Here is a 16,006-nt window from a genome sequence, read left to right as displayed (position 1 = left end):
CTCTTAGGACGAAAAATGGACACCACTCTAATTCTAATTTCTTTAATCATAGCCTTAGCTGGATTTACTCAAGGCTTAACTGGCTTTGGTTCAGCCATGGTATCGGTGCCACTACTCTCGCTCGTGGTTGGAGCGCAGACCGCGGTTCCAATCGCCGGAATATTTGGCTGGATAGTCACCTTTCCAATCGTTTGGAAAATGCGACATTCAATTCAAACCAAAGCAGCTCTTATCTTATTTGCTGGATCTGTACCGGCTTCCTTTATTGGTGCAAAGTTGCTCGCCAGCTTACCCTCGCAATATATTCTTCTAACGATGGGTGTTGTGCTCATTGTATCTAGTATTCACTCAATGCGTTCAAGCAAGTCTTTGTTTCAAGAAACTTCCGTTCCCATCACCCTTGGAGCCGGATTTACCTCTGGGGTGCTCGGTGCAAGTGTTGGCGAATCAGGCCCGCCAGTTATTGCTTATACCTCCATGCAACCTTGGAGTGCTGACCAAACCAAATCAACACTAGCATTCTTTTTTATGCTCCAGATGATCGGTGCCAACATTAGCTTTTGGAATGAAGGCCTGATTACACAAGATGTTCTTTCGCACGTAATGTCCGCCATGCCAGCATTTATTGTTGGTCTTGCTGGCGGGATGGTTGGCTATCATTACTTACAAAAATACAAAATTAATTACCACCACATCGTGCATGTATTTTTACTATTTATTGGTTGTACTTTGGTGATTAAAAACCTGTCTTTCTAGACTATGGTTCATCAAAGAGTTTCAAGTTATACCAATCACATTAGATTTTTGGTTTTTACTTGTTGTAATAGAACGCTTAGCTTGAGGAAGAAGTCGCTGTTATTAGCCCTCTAATGACAAGGCTTATGACGACGAGATTAGTGTTTTAGTCAAACAATAGTGATCAATAAATTACTGTGATTGGTATATTACATTCACGTTTAACAACGATAAACGCCATAGATTACAATCGACTTAAGCGCTTTGTTGCTGCACACCAAGCAAGATCGGCGCTTACAGTGTTCTTGGATTAATCGCATGCACAAAGGTTGCCTAACAAAACAATATGACCGAAGCTTTGTTAGTGATGACTAGAATACCTAAAAACTAGCAAGCCTTGATTCGCTATTTATTAAGTTTGGGAAATTGGCGTAACCAAGGTGGGCTAAGTTTATGAATTATATGCTGGTAGTCCTCGCGCAACCACAGTTCATTAAGCTGCTTTTTAGCCAATAGCTCAACAACTTCGCCGTCCCATTCAAATCGCATAGCAAAGCAATGTAAATAGGTTCTACTAGCGGGTACACCACCGTAACGTGAATCGCCTAGAATAGGTGTACCTAGGCTTTTCATCGCAACCCTAAGTTGGTGGGTTTTACCGCTATAAGGTTTTAACAAATAGCATCGTTGACCAGGTTCAACTGAAAAACTTAAAAACTGAGTAATTGCAGGGTTTTCTAAAGTATGGCTTAACTTCCATGATCCATTACGGGTACGCAGCATGTCGCCTTTGATTAAACCTTGCTTTTTCTTGGGCTTACCAGCAGCTAAAGCCAAATAGTATTTATCTATTTTGCGCCTGCTAAACAGCTCTTGAAAACGCGCTGCTGCTTCGGCACTTTTGGCGAAAATCAAACAACCAGAAGTAACTTTGTCAAGGCGATGCACAGGCCAGATCCGATAGCCCAATTCTTGACTTAACTGTTGCGCAAAACCGGCTTGTAATTCCAGCTGCTCGTTCTTAAACGAATGGAACTCTATGCCTGCAGGTTTTTCCACAACCACAAAATCGACATGATCGCACACAACAACAAGCATTATCTTTCGCCCTGTTGAGCGTAAGCGCTCACCGTGAGCTCAACATAAGGCGAAGCCCGAGGGCAATCAAGACAGTTCCCATTCCTCGATCAAACCAATGGCCTAAACGTAAAAACTGCTGTCGTACCCGCTCGGTGCTCAATATAGAAGACAGTAAGATAAACCAGATACTGGTAGCCAACATCATGTATAGGCCATAGGAAAATTGCACCATAAGCGGGGTTGTAGGACTGATGATGACAGTAAATAGCGATAAAAAGAATAAGGTGGCTTTGGGGTTTAAGCCGTTAGTCATAAAACCAACGACGAAAGCTTGTTTAGCGCCCAAGCCTTCACCTGATTTAAGATCCATGTCAGTTGAAGTAGCTTTCTGACGCAGCCCTTGTATGCCTATATAAATAAGGTAAGCCGCTCCCAAGTATTTAACAATGTTAAACAGCATGACTGATTGAGAAACAAGTAGCCCAATCCCTAGTAATGAATAAAGCACGTGGATAAGTATGGCGCAACCAATCCCGAGAGAAGCAAAAATAGCCGAGCGTCTACCATTACTAACACTGACTTTAACCACCACCGCGAAATCAGGCCCTGGAGACGCCACTGCTAGTAAATGCACCAAAGCAACGGTTAAAAACTCTTGCCAATATAGATCCAACATGTTCGTCCTTGAGCCTTACAAAAGAACAAACAATATACTAAAAAGTAGGCAAAATTTGAATAAGTTCATGTTTTATTGACCCCGCTTACCTGCTTATGTGGCAGTGCGAGCCAGATGCCTTTATTATCGTTAACAGATTTCTCAATAATAAGTACACTAACCATGCAAACCACTCAAAGAACCATGAAAGCATTCAAACGGATAGCCTTAGTCGCCCATGATCATCGAAAACAAGATTTGCTCGATTGGTCTAATCAACATAAAGAAAAGTTAGAAAAACACCAACTTTTTGCAACCGGAACAACCGGTAGCTTGCTGGCAAAAAAGGGATTTAAAATTAAATCACTGCTAAGCGGACCGATGGGAGGCGACCAACAGTTGGGAGCTTTGATCGCTGAAGGCGAAGTAGATTTGTTGATATTCTTTTGGGACCCACTTAATGCGGTACCCCATGACCCAGACGTCAAAGCTTTACTGCGCTTAGCTGCGGTATGGAATATTCCAGTAGCGACCAATCAAGCTACGGCTGATTTTATTCTTAACAGTACTTTACTTGAGAGCGAGTACGACTCATCAGTGCCCGACTACCTTGGTTATTTAAAACAACGCACTGACGAACAATAGGCGAATATAATCAAGAAAAACGCTGCTACGCAGCGTTTTGTGACTCGTTAAAACGAATACGAAACACCTTGCCATTATGCGTACGATTGGCTTTGTATTCAGGGCGTAAAAACATTGGGCGAAGTGCACGCAAGTGATCAAGCTGACTTTCGTTAAGCTTACCTACCGGTAGGCCTAAAGCTTTAAAACTTAGTACCGGACGCGCCATCACAGCGATCACCAACTTAGCATGACCTCTAGTTTCAAGGTTATCGCTTGGGTTTTCAGCCTCTAATACTCCGTGGCGTATCAAATTTTTGACGCTGGATTCGGTTAAAGGTAATTCAAGCACTGAGCGTCGCGTAAGTACAAATTCACGTAATATGGCGCGCTCGCTATGGTCCAGAACAGCAACGCAATCGTTAATCCGTCGTTGTTTGTCTTTAAGTATGTGGTTCTGGTAGACCGCATGTAAGCCAAAGCTTAACAAACGGCTTAGGACATAGGCTAACGACAAACTAAGACTCACTGCCATTGCACTATGCATAGAACTATGGACCTCACCTAGATCCAACACTGACTTAGGTAAGATTAACAATAAACCTGAGGCGATTCCCATCCAAGCGAAAAACACATCCAAGGCTCCAAAACGAGACAATAATCGATAGAGTGTGTGCATAATAATCCTTAACTGACAAAAAAATGTCGATGCTAACTAAACCTAATAAAGCATAGTGCGTGCCAAAGTGATCATTTTTACTCTATGAGTAAATTAAAATAGATAGATGCCTGCTGGCGTACTATTTACATACAAAAACAGCAATAAATGCGCCAAGAGTTCGAGACTCAAGTCACAACGCTGCAGTTGCCCTTAGATTCGGTTAAACTAGGCGGCAAGAACCAAGAACAAGGACTTTTAGTGGCCGGCTTACTTCGCATTATTCTTATCAATACGCATTTAAAAGGCGTAGTCGAACTCAAACTCGACCAACACAGCAACATTTGCGGCACCAATGCCAGCGGTAAAACTACATTGCAGCGCTTAATCCCGGTGTTTTATGGTGAATACCCTAGCCGAGTAGTACCTAGCACTCGCGATAGTTTTGAGAACTGGTACCTGCCCCAAGAAGCCAGTTATATCAGCTATGAATATCAGCGGTATAACGGCGATATTTGCCAAGTTATTCTAAGCTCATCACGTGAAGAGCAAGGTCTGAAATACCGTTTGGTTAACAAAGCTTTTGAACTCGAAGATTTCATTAAAGAACGTCAGCAACAAGAAGTGTTGTTTCATACACCTAAAGAGCTGCAAAGTGAGTTTAGAAAGTTAGGCCTGAGTTCGAGTCGCTATCTCAATACTCGCGAATATCGGGCCATCATTCAAAACGATCGCAGCTTACAAAACAGTGGTTCTAATCAGAGCCAACTGCGTGCGCTTGCCCGTCAATATACCCTAAGTGACCCGCGGCATAGTTTGCGGCATATGGAAAAGCTAGCCAAAGCAGTGCACTCCAAAGAAGGCAAAATGGAAACCATTAAATCCATGATTGCAGCCATTTTGGAGGAAGATGGCGTGGAGCTTCGTACAACTTGGGTTGATGCGAACAAAGCACAAGCTTGGCTTGAAGATAGTCGTTTGATCCAACAATTTGAGGCGATTAGACCGCAATTTCAGAAATTAGAACAGGCCCATCAACAACTACAGCAACACGAAACCCGACTATTAGGTTTAAAACAGCACTTAGCCAAAGATGAAGAAAGCTTAGATGCCGCGCGAGACCATTTGGAGCTTAGTTTAAATACCAACCGAGCAGAACGAAAGTCATTGGACTCCAAATGGACAAGCCAACGTGACGAACTCAATCAAGCTTTGTCTAAAGCTAAAGCCGATAGTCAAAACTATGACCAACGCTTAAACGCTATTGAAGACGAGTATGATAAGTGGCAACAATCTGATATTGAAAAAGCTAAAACCAATCTTGATAAGCTGCCAAGTCGCCGTGAAGAGTTACAAAGTGTCAGTGCCCAACACCAATTATTGACTGAACAACATAGTGATATTGAGGCTGCATATAATGCACGTAAAAACGATATCAATGAAGCGCTGTTATCGACCTTAAGCCGCTTAAATCAAAACAAAGACCAGATTGCCACTCAACTAAGTCAAGAGCGACGTTCAGAGCTCGAACAAATGCACCAGCTAGAAGGGCAATACCACACACAAATTGAAAAGCTAAAGCAGGCCTTGCTTGAGCAGCAGCATAAACTACAGCTTGAGCAAGCTAGTCTTGAAACTCAAATGGCGCAAATGGGGTTTACCGACCAAGAAACCATTGCCATTCGTAGTATCCAAAATCGCTTAGATGAAGTGCGTAAACAGCAAGACCAGCATCGCGCTCAAGCAGATTCAATCTCAGCTGAGCTTCAAGCGGCCAAAAGTGAACGTCTAATTGCCGACAAACAACTCAAGCAATGCAGTCAAGTTCAGAGCCAAGCAGAACAACAATTGCAGCAAATACAACACCAGCTAAACCCAGAATCAGACACCGTTTTAGCGTTTCTTCGTGACGAGCTGCCTGGCTGGGAGCAACATTTAGCTCGGGTTATCAATCCAGAATTGCTTTCGAGAAAAGATCTAAAACCTGAACTAGCGCCGCAACTTGACGACAGTGCCTTTGGTTTGGTTCTTGACTATAAGTCAATCGACTTACCTAGCTTTGCCGTTCATGAAGCCACATTGCAGCAGCGTTTGTCTGAAGCGCAAACAGCTCTTGAACTGGCAAAAAACAAGCGGAACCTGGCCGAGAAAAGTTTGGCCCAAGCTCATAGTTTGGTGCGCCAACACGAACAAAGTTTTGCTGAAACGCGCGCCACCAGCCAACGAATAGATGAAGAGCTAACCCGCATTGCGGCAGAGCGTCAAATCCTTAACGAACAAGCCGAACAAGCACTGCATCAACGTCGAGCTAAAGAGCGCGATTCACTAGAATCGCTAAAAATATCGCAGCAGCAGATCCAACAAAACTACGAGCAGAACCTCGCCGAGCTCGAACAACAGCACCAAGAAAACAAACTAGAACGCATGGCTTGGTGGCAAGACAAAATTGGGGTTTTGGAAGACCAAAAGCAACAAAATGATGAGCAAATACAAAATCTTCAACGTTCTGCAAAAGCTGACTTAAAACAAGCCGAAGCTTGGTATCGCAGTGAACTTAAGGATCAAGGCCTCGACGACGGAAATATTATTAAATTGGCTCAGCGCCGTAAGCAACTTATAGAGCTTATCCAAGCAACAGAACAACGTCGTGATGAAGTGCTTGAGTACAATGACTGGTTCAAGCGTGTTTGGCAGCAACAAAAATTGGAAGTCGCTGAAGAGCTCAGTATTGCTAAATCGGCCCTCAGCCAAGCCAAAAACCAGCTACAAAGCCAAACCCAAATCGTGACCAAACAGCGCAATGAACTGGGACAGCAGGCCAGTGAATTAGAATTATCGCAGCAAAATAACAACCTTGAGCTGTCGCGTTGCCAACAGCTTCTGAAGCGACTTTCGGGCGAGGAATTTGCCAAACTCATTGCAGAACTTGACGAAACCGAACGCAGCGTTGCAGAACGACTACGCGAAACAGAACAGTTGTTAACGCAGCGCGAGCGCTTACTTAAACAAATAGAAGATGAAGTTAAGAACTATGATCAACTGATTGCTCAGCGAGCTGGAAGTCAGTTTGGTGAAACTTGGGAACTATCGCGCGCTAAAGCCAGCTATACCACTGAGCTTGGAACCACAATGGTTCGTTACCGAGACCTGGTACCTGAACTGGCTTATATTCTTAACGATCTCGTGCCACAAAACATTGCAGCCTTAGTTGACTATGGGCATACCTTAGGTATGAATATCAACGACTTCTACCACAACTTGTTGGATATAGATAAGCGCATTGTGAGTCAAAGCCGGCGCATTACTCAAGAAATTGGCGAAGATCTAAGCCTTGACGGTGTCAGTGGTAGTGCGGTTCAAATTCGCTCCAAAATTAGCGAATTGGAGTTTTGGGACGAATTGAAAGCTTTTGTAGCTGCGTATGAGCAATGGCGGGAACAAGGCTTTAACCAATTACCCGAAGAAGACTACGCGATATTGATGAAGCGAGCGCTAGAAATTATCGGTCGTAGCGCACTCAAAGATGGTATTTCCAAATTGCTACAAATTGAACTACGTCTTCGGGAGGGCAATAGTGATTTGGTCATTCGCACCGATCGTCAGCTTAACGAGTCTAGCAGTCACGGGATGGCTTATCTCATCTTGTGTAAGTTCTTACTTGCCTTTACCCGTTTACTACGCGGCAATGCGGACGTTTACATTCATTGGCCAATTGATGAACTAGGTACGCTGCACCAAAGTAACGTGAAGAAAATATTTGATGCTTGCGATACTAACAAAATCCGTATTCTTGGCGCGTTTCCAAACCCAGAGTCAGAAGTGTTACAGCTATTTACCCATCGCTACATTATTGACCGCGAAAAACGACAACTGCAAACGGTCCAACCCAAAGTGAATAGCATAGAAGCAAAATTGAAGGCGAAACAACAATCTCAGGAGCAAGCAATATGAGTGATTTTATTCTAAGCGAAACTGGGAATGTTTTAAGTCAGCTCTTAGAAGGAAAATTCATCTGTCGCATCAGCAATGAACAAGCCTTCGAGTTTTTACAAACGCCAGAGAATCGAGACAAAATTGACTATCAGCTTCGGGTACTAAATCGCTGTTTAACCAGTGGTTGCGATGGTGAAATTTATTATTGCTCCTACCAAGATTTAGGTGGGGCTGAACACAAAGTTCTAAGTGAGCAATTTGGCGATATCGCTAGCTCTCTGTTGCCACTGGTCGAATGGCTGGTATTGGTTCAGGAGTCAATCGGCGGAGATACGCCTTTGAGCGCTGGCAATCATATACGCCTTAACGAACTTCAAACAGCCATTGAAGACACACCAGCATTTCGCGAGCAGTTGACCAAGATTAGCCAATATCGCTTGTTTGGTTCCAATAGTTCTCAAGTTGACGGCCAACTCAAGCAAGTGTTTAAACGCTTAGTAGAGCAAGGCTATCTGATTCGCCCAAATAGTGAAAAACAGATTTACATTGCCTGCGCAAAAATTGACTACTTATTTGAAATTATTCGCTTTATCGACGAGACCGAAGACTTATCATTAGAACAACGCGCCAGCGATAGTTTTGGGCAGGAGAACTTGCTGTGAATCCTAATCTTCATCGCTCTGGCAAACGCTTCTTAAACTTGCTAGCGCGCAACTCGGATCTATTGATGAATGCCTATTTAAGCGGCAGCGTCGATGAGGACAACAAGGATAACAAACAGGTCAAGGACTTGCTTGCAAGCCACGCCATTTGGCGTCCAGCAGTTGATGAAGATCTACAACTTGGTCTGGCACTACGTAAGTTGCTTGAAGAAGCCTTGAGCGACGAACATAACCAACAAGTTGACGCGAATATCGGTTCGCGTTTGGCGAGTCTCAGAACCAAGGCGGAACATTATCGAGAAGCCGTTCATGAAGGCGATTTAGCAAGCGCAGATGCCTATCTTCAAGACTTAAGTCTCGTTACCTATGACTTAAACCAAAGCCTGAAACAAAGTGTCCGAGTACTTTGGAGTCGAATCAATAACGAGTTTGGCTACGTAGCAAGCCTAAAAGCTAAAATCCGTGAAAACGAACTCGCTCAACAACAACTCAACGAACTATTGCAAAGTTTAGAGCTACTCAATTTTGAGACGCTTTCGAAAATTGCGGGTGACTTACGAGAGTTACGTCGATTGCTGTGCAGCAACCTACATCAGGTAGTTGTAGACGTAAGCCAAGAATTAGCTGTCGTACAAACTAAACTGATTAGCTTGTTGGGTCGTTTTAGACAATTACGCGGTCGCTCTCGTTTGTTAAAAGGCTTTACCTTATATTGTGAGCAACATCCTGACTTTCATCCTAGCGACCCTTCAGGGCAACTACAGGTTCCTTCATTATTCAAACAAGCTGCACCGCTATTAAAATCAGCCTCTGTAAACCTGTATAACCCAGAACATGAGCAGCAACTGCTTGGTATTGTTGCAAAAATTCATGTTCAGCGTGTAAACGGCACTCAAATACAAGAGCAGGAAGAAAACTTCACAAGCTTAGAACAAGCTGAGCTATACGAAATCCATGACTCTGGTATATCAGCCGATGTGGAGCGTTACTTAAACGAGATTATTGATAGTGCTCAAGACCTAAGTGCGCTCGACTTCTTTGAACGTGAACAACTAAAGTGGCGAGCTGAAGATTGGCTCTACCAAGTGATTGGAGGTTACAATGCACTAAGCGATGAAGGCAAACAATTCTTTGCGCTTGAAGCCATCGAAGAAGCCCACCCTGAGTTTAGTGGTAATAAGTATATTCGTGATTTACGACTTTGGCTGCGCTAGTGCGTTGCCGCTTTAAAGCCTATAAAAGTTTGCTTTAAATCAAGTGTTTTTCGATGCCAAACGCTTCTGCTATAATGAAGGTGTGGCCATTACAGTTTGGTCGTTCTTTGCCTTTATTGGCTACGTTAGATTCGAGGTAAAATGAAAGTAGTTGATTTTTTAAAGGAGCGTAAAGAGTTTCTAGCTCAGAACCCCTTCGAACTCAAAGACTGGCTTTCCCCTACGATCCGTGATTATTGGATTGAATTTCTAAACAAGGCTAATCATAGTCAACTTGGAAACTGGGTTCGAGATCAACAAGTTGTCGGAGATCCTACATCCGAGCAAGTGGCCGAAAAACCAATTGAGCTGAGCCCCAAGGCAGCGGTGGTCTTTGAGCAGCTACAACATCAGTTGGGATTAGAGGTGCATATTGGCCAATGGCTGTGCGTCGATCAAGAGCGCATCAACGCCTTTGCCCAAGTTACCCATGACCATCAATGGCTACATACTGACCCCGAGCGTGCTCAGCAAGAGTCCCCCTTTAAAACCACCATTGCCCATGGCTTTTTAACTTTGTCTTTGTTGCCATTTTTAACTCAAAGTGTAAGCGATGAAGAACAAGCTTACCCCGATGCAAAAATGGTGGTGAATTATGGCTTAGATAAAGTGCGGTTTCCTTACCCGGTTAAGGTTAATAATAAGATACGTGCGCGGACAACCTTGGTCAAAGTAACCCCGATAAAACGAGGTCTCGAACTCGTTAAAGAAATAAAAGTTGAGATTGAAGGCTGCCGCAGACCCGGGTGTGTCACAGAGTCCATCACCCGCTTATATTTTTAACCTATAGCTCCCAAGATCAGGGAGCAAAGCTCAAACCAAAATCCGCTTTTGATAGCTTTCGCTGTCCATATCCACAAGTTCAACGCTTAAACTAGGAACTTGTGGGATCATCGCATCTAAAGCTGCTAGCATCGATTCACTTAAAGCTAGTTTTTGACTCGCGCTGCGACCCGCAAATAAATGAATACGCACATGCAACATTTGTGAGTCTCCCTGCCCGCTTGCACAATGAGAACAAGCAATTGCTCTCGTTTTAATTGCGCTTGGTTCGAAAAGCCCACTCTCAAGAGCACATTGCTGTACGCCTTGAACAACATTTTCTATATCAATACTTGTATCCAAGCTTTGGTCATACTCAATAATACAATGCGGCATACTTAGCTCTCCAATCCAAAGGGGTCATCAACGCTATAGGACGGCTGAGTAAACCAACGCGGTCCTTGCGAGCTCATATAAAAGTGGTCTTCTAAACGTACCCCAAACTCATCAGGAATGACAATCATAGGCTCATTACTAAACACCATACCAACATCGAGCGGTGTTTGGTCACCTTTGACTAAGTAAGGCCATTCGTGAATATCCAGTCCGCAACCATGGCCGGTGCGATGGGGTAAGCCAGGTAATTGATAATCAGGTCCCAATCCTGCTGATTCGAGCACACGTCGAGCGGCTAAATCTACAAGTTCACACTGACTGCCGAGCTGAGCTGCATCAAAAGCAGCAATTTGAGCCTGTTTCTCAAGCTGCCACATTTGTCGTTGTTTTGGGCTAGCGGTGCCGAAGCAATAACTACGGGTTATATCGGAATTATAACCTTCGAGCTGACATCCGGTATCAATCAGTACCCAATCATCGACTTGCAAAGCTTGCTCGTAGTTCACACCATGCGGAAAACTAGTCGCTTTAGCAAAAAGTACGATACAAAAGTAAGAGCCACTTGCAGCACCTAAAAGTCGGTGCGCTTGATCGATAAACACTGCAACTTCAGCCCGAGAAATCCCCACATGCAAAATTGCAGCAGCGGAGCGTTGTACTTCTAAGGTTAAGGATTTCGCACTTTGCATAAGCGCTATTTCTTGGGCACTTTTACGCATGCGGCAAGCTGCTACAATCGATTTGGAGTCGCACCATTGCAATTGTGGCGCGGCTTTCATTAATCCATCAACAATAAAGAAAGGTGTCGATTCATCTACCCCAATTTTACTGTTTACCACTACCTGTTGTTGGAGTAATTGTGCTAAAAGTAAATAGGGTGACTCATGTTCCTGCCAAGCGATTATAGGTGCATCGATAAGCATAAATTGACGTAAAGTATCGAGCTCGAAATGAGGAGCGATATACCACAATTCACCCGTTGCAAGTAAGACTGCGCCAACCATACGCTCGCTGGGGTTCCAACGAAGGCCGGTAAAATAGTATAAGTTGGTACCAGCATTAAGGTAGACAGCTGATATTCCTTGCAGCTGCATTAGCTTACAAGCCATGTCGCAACGACGGCGATACTCACCTTCTTGAATGGGGATGACTGGAAAACTTAATTTAGATAAACGCTGCATTTCTTGCTGTACTGTAGAACCGCCGACACCTATTGTCACAAAAACTCCTTTTGTAGATTAGCTAACAGTTTTTTACTAAAAACACTGCAACTGTACATTCATGAGTTAAGATAAGCCGCAATAAATCAGGATGATAGTAGCAATGCAAAAAAAATACCTATTGATGTTGGTGCTGATTGGATTTGCAGCTTCGGCAATCTTTTCCAAGCTCAATGAATCAAACCCAAGAGACCAACAACCCATTACCTGTGACGCCAATCAGGTATGCGAATGGTCTTTCGCCAATCATGAATATCGCTTACAGCTACCCGAGCAACTCTACAGCATGCAATCACAAGTGATTGAAATAGTAACAACAGCGCCCGACGCCGAGCTCAGTATTAAACTTGAGGGCATCAACATGTATATGGGCGAAATGCGCTTTTCGTTTGAATCAAAATCAAACCAGCTTTACCAAGCACAAGTATTAATCCCTGCTTGTAGTGAGGACCTTATGACTTGGAAGGCAAGCATTGAAAACTCCGCAGTAGCACAATGGCCCAACTTTACTTTTGAGGTACAAAGTCGATGAACAAATCAAATTTGCTAAGCATAGTAGTGCTGGCATCCAGTTTTGCCGCTGGTTTATGGTTTTTCAATAGCAACCAAGCCGAACAAACAGCACCGATCGCAAGCCCTGCAGCAACTCGTATTCCTACTGAGCTATTTAATATGGAGAGCGCTGACGGCCGCTTCCAAGGTTTTGTTAGCAAACCGCAATTGTACGTTAGCTATTTTGGATTCACCCATTGTCCCGATGTATGCCCGACTTCATTAGCCATGTTAGCTGGCGCACTTCAACAGTTGAACGACGAGCAACGCGCTCAGCTTACCCCGCTATTTATCAGTCTCGATCCGGAACGCGATGACGCAAAAAAAACCAACGATTATGCAGCATTTTTTGATGCTCAAATTGTCGGTCTTAGCCCTCACCCTGGCCAATTAAAAGGCTTGGCACAACTACTGGGGGTCTACTACAAGTACGTGGAAATTGAAGGTTCAGAGATTAATTACAGTGTTGACCACAACTCTTTCTTTTATCTACTTAATCAAGATGGAGATTTGTTAGAGAAAGTTCCGCACACCTTAAGCCCTACTCCTCTACTCGAAGCGATTGTTCGTCACCTACCCAAAGACTAGATTTCCTCATAAAAAAAGCCGGCTAAAAGCCGGCTTTTTGAGATTGAGCATTAAGCGCTATTTAACTGAAACAAACTCAGGGTAAGCATCAATACCACAATCCGAAACATCCATACCTGACATTTCTTCTTCTTCTGTAACTCGAATACCCATCACTGCTTTTAGAATACTCCAAACTACAAAGCTAGTTCCAAATACCCAACCAAAGATAGTTAGTGCGCCAATGATTTGGCCAGAGAAACTTGAGCCATCATTAGTTAGTGGAACAATCAACAGACCAAACAGACCAACCACGCCGTGTACAGAAATGGCACCAACTGGATCATCAATTTTCAGTTTGTCTAAGCTAATAATCGCAGCAACAACCAACACACCTGCCACAGCTCCAAACAATGTTGCTTGTAATGCCGTTGGAGTTGAAGGTTCAGCTGTAATAGCAACTAGACCAGCAAGAGCACCGTTCAAACACATGGTTAAATCGGCTTTGCCCCAAGTGAGCTTACAAACAAGTAGCGCTGCAATCGCACCAGCAGCCGCTGCTGCGTTAGTGTTTAAAAATACCATCGCAACAGAGTGGGAGTTAGCCGCATCAGCAAGTTTAAGTACTGAACCACCGTTAAAACCAAACCAACCCATCCACAAAATGAATGTACCGATAGTAGCTAGCGGCATGTTTGAACCAGGAATAGGATAGATCTCACCGTTTTTACCATACTTACCTTTACGAGCACCAAGCAATAGTACACCTGATAACGCTGCTGCTGCGCCAGCTAAGTGAACAATACCTGAACCTGCGAAGTCAGAGAATCCAAGGTCACCAAGATTATATAAACCAAATACATCCTTGCCGCCCCAAGTCCAAGCGCCTTCCATTGGATAAATGATGCCTGTCATAACTACTGCGAATGCCAAGAAAGCCCACAACTTCATACGCTCAGCGACCGCGCCAGAGACAATTGACATTGCTGTTGCAACAAATACAACTTGGAAGAAGAAGTCAGATGCGCCGGAGTAAACACTACCGCCATCAAAACCTGCTTCGGCTTTATCAGCTAACACTGTAGCCAAATCAAAGCTTTCTATACCGCTTAAGAAAACACCGCCGCCGTACATAATTGAGTAACCGATAACTAAATACATGATGCAAGAGATTGCATATAGTGCGATGTTCTTAGTTAGAATTTCTGTGGTGTTTTTAGCGCGGACAAGACCGGCTTCAAGCATAGAAAATCCTGCTGCCATCCACATAACGAGCGCGCCGCATACCAAGAAATAAAAGGTATCCATCGCATATTGAATTTGAAAAATTTGTTCTTGCATAGTAACTATCCTTTTTAACTCTAAACAATCCGTGTTGAATTAAATCGCTTCAGCGTCAACTTCACCCGTACGAATACGAACTACATTGGTAAGGTCATAAACGAAAATTTTACCGTCGCCAATTTTGCCCGTATAGGCTGCACTAGAAATAGCTTCAATAATACGTTCAACGTTCTCGGCGTTGCTGGCGATTTCAAGTTTTACTTTTGGTAAGAAATCGACTTGATATTCAGCTCCACGATATAGTTCTGTGTGACCTTTCTGGCGACCAAAGCCTTTAACTTCTGAGACTGTAAGTCCGTCAACACCTGCTTCGGCGATGGCTTCACGCACATCATCGAGTTTAAATGGTTTAATAATTGCGCTTATGAGTTTCATCCCATCCCCTCTTATACCAACGATAAATTAGATTCAGCAATTACATTACAAGGCTTGTGCCAAAGATTATAAGTATATATATAACAAGGGTTTAGCTGTGTCGCTTTAAGTTCCAGCAAACACGTACGCACCTTTTTGGGGCAAACTTTTCGATTGGGCGCACCAATATGAAACAATGTTAAATTTATTTACTGTTTTGGTGCAAGGCTAGAATAGTTAAAGAAGGGGGATAAAAGAAAGTTATTTAAACTCAGATACTTGCAGAGAAATCTATAAAGGCATTACTCGATAAATGCCCTAGCTTTCACTAGGGCATTGGACACTATGCGAAGTTCAAAACAGAACTTGTTCGTAGCTCAATTTGAAAAGGTACTAATTGATAAGCAGCTGTAGGCTTCAGTTCAACGGTTTCGTTGACTGCAGCTTCTAATTGACGACGAAACTGATCCGAAGATACCGGTTTTAGCATCAGTGCTTGAATATCCATCAATATATTAAAGCCCATCAACGAAGGGTTAGCTTCGCGGAAAGTGGTCACAATCTTGACATCCGGACGCAGTACTGTTCCGCCAGTACGGATATTTCTTATCAGCTGCAGACCTTGATAATTAGCGATACTGGCATCAACAACCAACAGATCAAATTCTCGACTGGCCATCATTCTGCAAGCATCGTTGATGTTAGTGACGACATCAACGTTATGTAAAGAGTTCTCTAAGCAATAACCCGAGAAATCTTCAGCAATGCTGGCACTACTTTCGATCACCAATACCCGAGTGTTAAATAAACTCTTCATGGCTTCACTGGCAGCAATAGCAGCGCTTTCACATCGAGCAATATAGCCTTTTTTCGGAATCGTAGAGATAGTTAGATCTTCGCGGCTTAATTGTTGCAAAGACTTACGCAACTGTGAGATATGTTGGTTGATAGTATGGTCTGACACACTTCGCCCCCAAACACTATCGGCTAAATCGTCACGAGCCACAACTTTATTGATATGCTTACATAGGTAAGCCAAAAGTGATGCCCTTAAAGGCCCCAAATAAGTACTTTCTCCGTTATGGATTAAGCTATTTTGTCCAAGATCAACAGCAAACGGCCCGACATTTATTACTTCGTTATAAGTCATACATTTATCTCCCACATAAACAGGTTAGTCTTAGCGGGTATCCTGCCCAACGCATAAACAA

16 protein-coding genes are annotated in these 16,006 nt (G+C 43.5%); 8 read left to right on the top strand and 8 right to left on the bottom strand.

Translation table 11 applies throughout. The annotated features are described in order from the left end of the window. Positions 1 to 15 precede the first annotated feature (15 nt). Positions 16 to 756 carry a sulfite exporter TauE/SafE family protein gene (locus tag DBZ36_RS02810; RefSeq protein WP_120353417.1) on the top strand — a complete coding sequence of 247 codons (741 nt, stop codon included), beginning with the start codon at positions 16 to 18 and terminating at the stop codon, positions 754 to 756. 384 nt (positions 757 to 1,140) lie between these two features. Here DBZ36_RS02810 and DBZ36_RS02805 read toward each other — a convergent pair whose 3' ends face one another. Continuing rightward, positions 1,141 to 1,833: a TIGR01621 family pseudouridine synthase gene (locus DBZ36_RS02805; protein WP_120353416.1), complete on the bottom strand. Its 693-nt coding sequence runs from the start codon at positions 1,831 to 1,833 to the stop codon at positions 1,141 to 1,143. 28 nt (positions 1,834 to 1,861) lie between these two features. Then, positions 1,862 to 2,491, bottom strand: coding sequence for a LysE family translocator (locus DBZ36_RS02800; RefSeq protein WP_120353415.1), 630 nt, complete (start codon positions 2,489 to 2,491; stop codon positions 1,862 to 1,864). 162 nt (positions 2,492 to 2,653) lie between these two features. Between DBZ36_RS02800 and DBZ36_RS02795 the strand changes: the two genes are divergently transcribed. Continuing rightward, entirely contained in the window at positions 2,654 to 3,115 is a 462-nt protein-coding gene (locus DBZ36_RS02795) for a methylglyoxal synthase (protein ID WP_120353414.1), read from the top strand. Between the two features lie 25 nt (positions 3,116 to 3,140). On the opposite strand, the gene DBZ36_RS02790 is transcribed toward DBZ36_RS02795, so the two are convergent. Continuing rightward, positions 3,141 to 3,773: a super-infection exclusion protein B gene (locus DBZ36_RS02790; RefSeq protein ID WP_120353413.1), complete on the bottom strand. Its 633-nt coding sequence runs from the start codon at positions 3,771 to 3,773 to the stop codon at positions 3,141 to 3,143. A 147-nt stretch (positions 3,774 to 3,920) separates the two neighbouring features. Between DBZ36_RS02790 and DBZ36_RS02785 the strand changes: the two genes are divergently transcribed. The 4 genes from DBZ36_RS02785 (at position 3,921) to DBZ36_RS02770 (ending at position 10,383) form a co-directional block, all read left to right on the top strand. After that, positions 3,921 to 7,703: an ATP-binding protein gene (locus tag DBZ36_RS02785; RefSeq protein WP_120353412.1), complete on the top strand. Its 3,783-nt coding sequence runs from the start codon at positions 3,921 to 3,923 to the stop codon at positions 7,701 to 7,703. Continuing rightward, positions 7,700 to 8,347, top strand: coding sequence for a hypothetical protein (locus DBZ36_RS02780; protein ID WP_120353411.1), 648 nt, complete (start codon positions 7,700 to 7,702; stop codon positions 8,345 to 8,347). The genes DBZ36_RS02785 and DBZ36_RS02780 overlap by 4 nt, the downstream gene beginning before the upstream one ends. Then, positions 8,344 to 9,561 carry a phosphoenolpyruvate carboxylase gene (locus DBZ36_RS02775; RefSeq protein WP_120353410.1) on the top strand — a complete coding sequence of 406 codons (1,218 nt, stop codon included), beginning with the start codon at positions 8,344 to 8,346 and terminating at the stop codon, positions 9,559 to 9,561. Before DBZ36_RS02780 ends, DBZ36_RS02775 begins: the two co-directional genes overlap by 4 nt. Before the next feature lie 141 nt (positions 9,562 to 9,702). Further along, positions 9,703 to 10,383 carry a MaoC family dehydratase gene (locus DBZ36_RS02770; RefSeq protein ID WP_120353409.1) on the top strand — a complete coding sequence of 227 codons (681 nt, stop codon included), beginning with the start codon at positions 9,703 to 9,705 and terminating at the stop codon, positions 10,381 to 10,383. A 30-nt stretch (positions 10,384 to 10,413) separates the two neighbouring features. Here the strand turns inward: DBZ36_RS02770 and DBZ36_RS02765 are convergent, their stop codons facing one another. Both DBZ36_RS02765 and DBZ36_RS02760 read right to left on the bottom strand, forming a co-directional pair. Beyond that, positions 10,414 to 10,758: a 5-carboxymethyl-2-hydroxymuconate Delta-isomerase gene (locus DBZ36_RS02765; protein WP_120353408.1), complete on the bottom strand. Its 345-nt coding sequence runs from the start codon at positions 10,756 to 10,758 to the stop codon at positions 10,414 to 10,416. 2 nt (positions 10,759 to 10,760) lie between these two features. Further along, a complete protein-coding gene (locus DBZ36_RS02760; RefSeq protein WP_120353407.1) occupies positions 10,761 to 11,978 on the bottom strand; it encodes a M24 family metallopeptidase in 1,218 nt (405 codons plus the stop codon). A gap of 103 nt (positions 11,979 to 12,081) precedes the next feature. Between DBZ36_RS02760 and DBZ36_RS02755 the strand changes: the two genes are divergently transcribed. Together DBZ36_RS02755 and DBZ36_RS02750 are read left to right on the top strand one after the other, a co-directional pair. Beyond that, positions 12,082 to 12,510 (top strand): hypothetical protein, encoded by a 429-nt coding sequence (locus DBZ36_RS02755; protein WP_120353406.1) that lies wholly within the window; start codon positions 12,082 to 12,084, stop codon positions 12,508 to 12,510. Then, entirely contained in the window at positions 12,507 to 13,118 is a 612-nt protein-coding gene (locus tag DBZ36_RS02750) for an SCO family protein (protein ID WP_120353405.1), read from the top strand. Before DBZ36_RS02755 ends, DBZ36_RS02750 begins: the two co-directional genes overlap by 4 nt. A gap of 57 nt (positions 13,119 to 13,175) precedes the next feature. Here DBZ36_RS02750 and DBZ36_RS02745 read toward each other — a convergent pair whose 3' ends face one another. From DBZ36_RS02745 to DBZ36_RS02735, 3 genes are all read right to left on the bottom strand, one after another. Continuing rightward, positions 13,176 to 14,438 (bottom strand): ammonium transporter, encoded by a 1,263-nt coding sequence (locus tag DBZ36_RS02745; RefSeq protein ID WP_120353404.1) that lies wholly within the window; start codon positions 14,436 to 14,438, stop codon positions 13,176 to 13,178. A 39-nt stretch (positions 14,439 to 14,477) separates the two neighbouring features. Continuing rightward, positions 14,478 to 14,816, bottom strand: a complete 339-nt coding sequence (locus DBZ36_RS02740) for a P-II family nitrogen regulator (protein ID WP_120353403.1) — start codon at positions 14,814 to 14,816, stop codon at positions 14,478 to 14,480. Between the two features lie 322 nt (positions 14,817 to 15,138). After that, positions 15,139 to 15,945, bottom strand: a complete 807-nt coding sequence (locus DBZ36_RS02735; protein ID WP_120353402.1) for a winged helix-turn-helix domain-containing protein — start codon at positions 15,943 to 15,945, stop codon at positions 15,139 to 15,141. Positions 15,946 to 16,006: the final 61 nt, after the last annotated feature.

This window comes from Alginatibacterium sediminis, from assembly GCF_003610775.1.
Classification (GTDB): Bacteria; Pseudomonadota; Gammaproteobacteria; order Enterobacterales; family Celerinatantimonadaceae; genus Alginatibacterium; species Alginatibacterium sediminis.
The sequence above is the reverse complement of the archived record's forward strand: the minus strand, read 5'-3'. Positions and strand labels throughout refer to the sequence as shown.

Coding starts and splice junctions, on each gene's coding strand:
- DBZ36_RS02810 (WP_120353417.1), top strand. CDS start 16: ATGGACACCACTCTAATTCTAATTTCTTTAATCATAGCCTTAGCTGGA.
- DBZ36_RS02805 (WP_120353416.1), bottom strand. CDS start 1,833: ATGCTTGTTGTTGTGTGCGATCATGTCGATTTTGTGGTTGTGGAAAAA.
- DBZ36_RS02800 (WP_120353415.1), bottom strand. CDS start 2,491: ATGTTGGATCTATATTGGCAAGAGTTTTTAACCGTTGCTTTGGTGCAT.
- DBZ36_RS02795 (WP_120353414.1), top strand. CDS start 2,654: ATGCAAACCACTCAAAGAACCATGAAAGCATTCAAACGGATAGCCTTA.
- DBZ36_RS02790 (WP_120353413.1), bottom strand. CDS start 3,773: ATGCACACACTCTATCGATTATTGTCTCGTTTTGGAGCCTTGGATGTG.
- DBZ36_RS02785 (WP_120353412.1), top strand. CDS start 3,921: ATGCGCCAAGAGTTCGAGACTCAAGTCACAACGCTGCAGTTGCCCTTA.
- DBZ36_RS02780 (WP_120353411.1), top strand. CDS start 7,700: ATGAGTGATTTTATTCTAAGCGAAACTGGGAATGTTTTAAGTCAGCTC.
- DBZ36_RS02770 (WP_120353409.1), top strand. CDS start 9,703: ATGAAAGTAGTTGATTTTTTAAAGGAGCGTAAAGAGTTTCTAGCTCAG.
- DBZ36_RS02765 (WP_120353408.1), bottom strand. CDS start 10,758: ATGCCGCATTGTATTATTGAGTATGACCAAAGCTTGGATACAAGTATT.
- DBZ36_RS02755 (WP_120353406.1), top strand. CDS start 12,082: ATGCAAAAAAAATACCTATTGATGTTGGTGCTGATTGGATTTGCAGCT.
- DBZ36_RS02750 (WP_120353405.1), top strand. CDS start 12,507: ATGAACAAATCAAATTTGCTAAGCATAGTAGTGCTGGCATCCAGTTTT.
- DBZ36_RS02745 (WP_120353404.1), bottom strand. CDS start 14,438: ATGCAAGAACAAATTTTTCAAATTCAATATGCGATGGATACCTTTTAT.
- DBZ36_RS02740 (WP_120353403.1), bottom strand. CDS start 14,816: ATGAAACTCATAAGCGCAATTATTAAACCATTTAAACTCGATGATGTG.
- DBZ36_RS02735 (WP_120353402.1), bottom strand. CDS start 15,945: ATGACTTATAACGAAGTAATAAATGTCGGGCCGTTTGCTGTTGATCTT.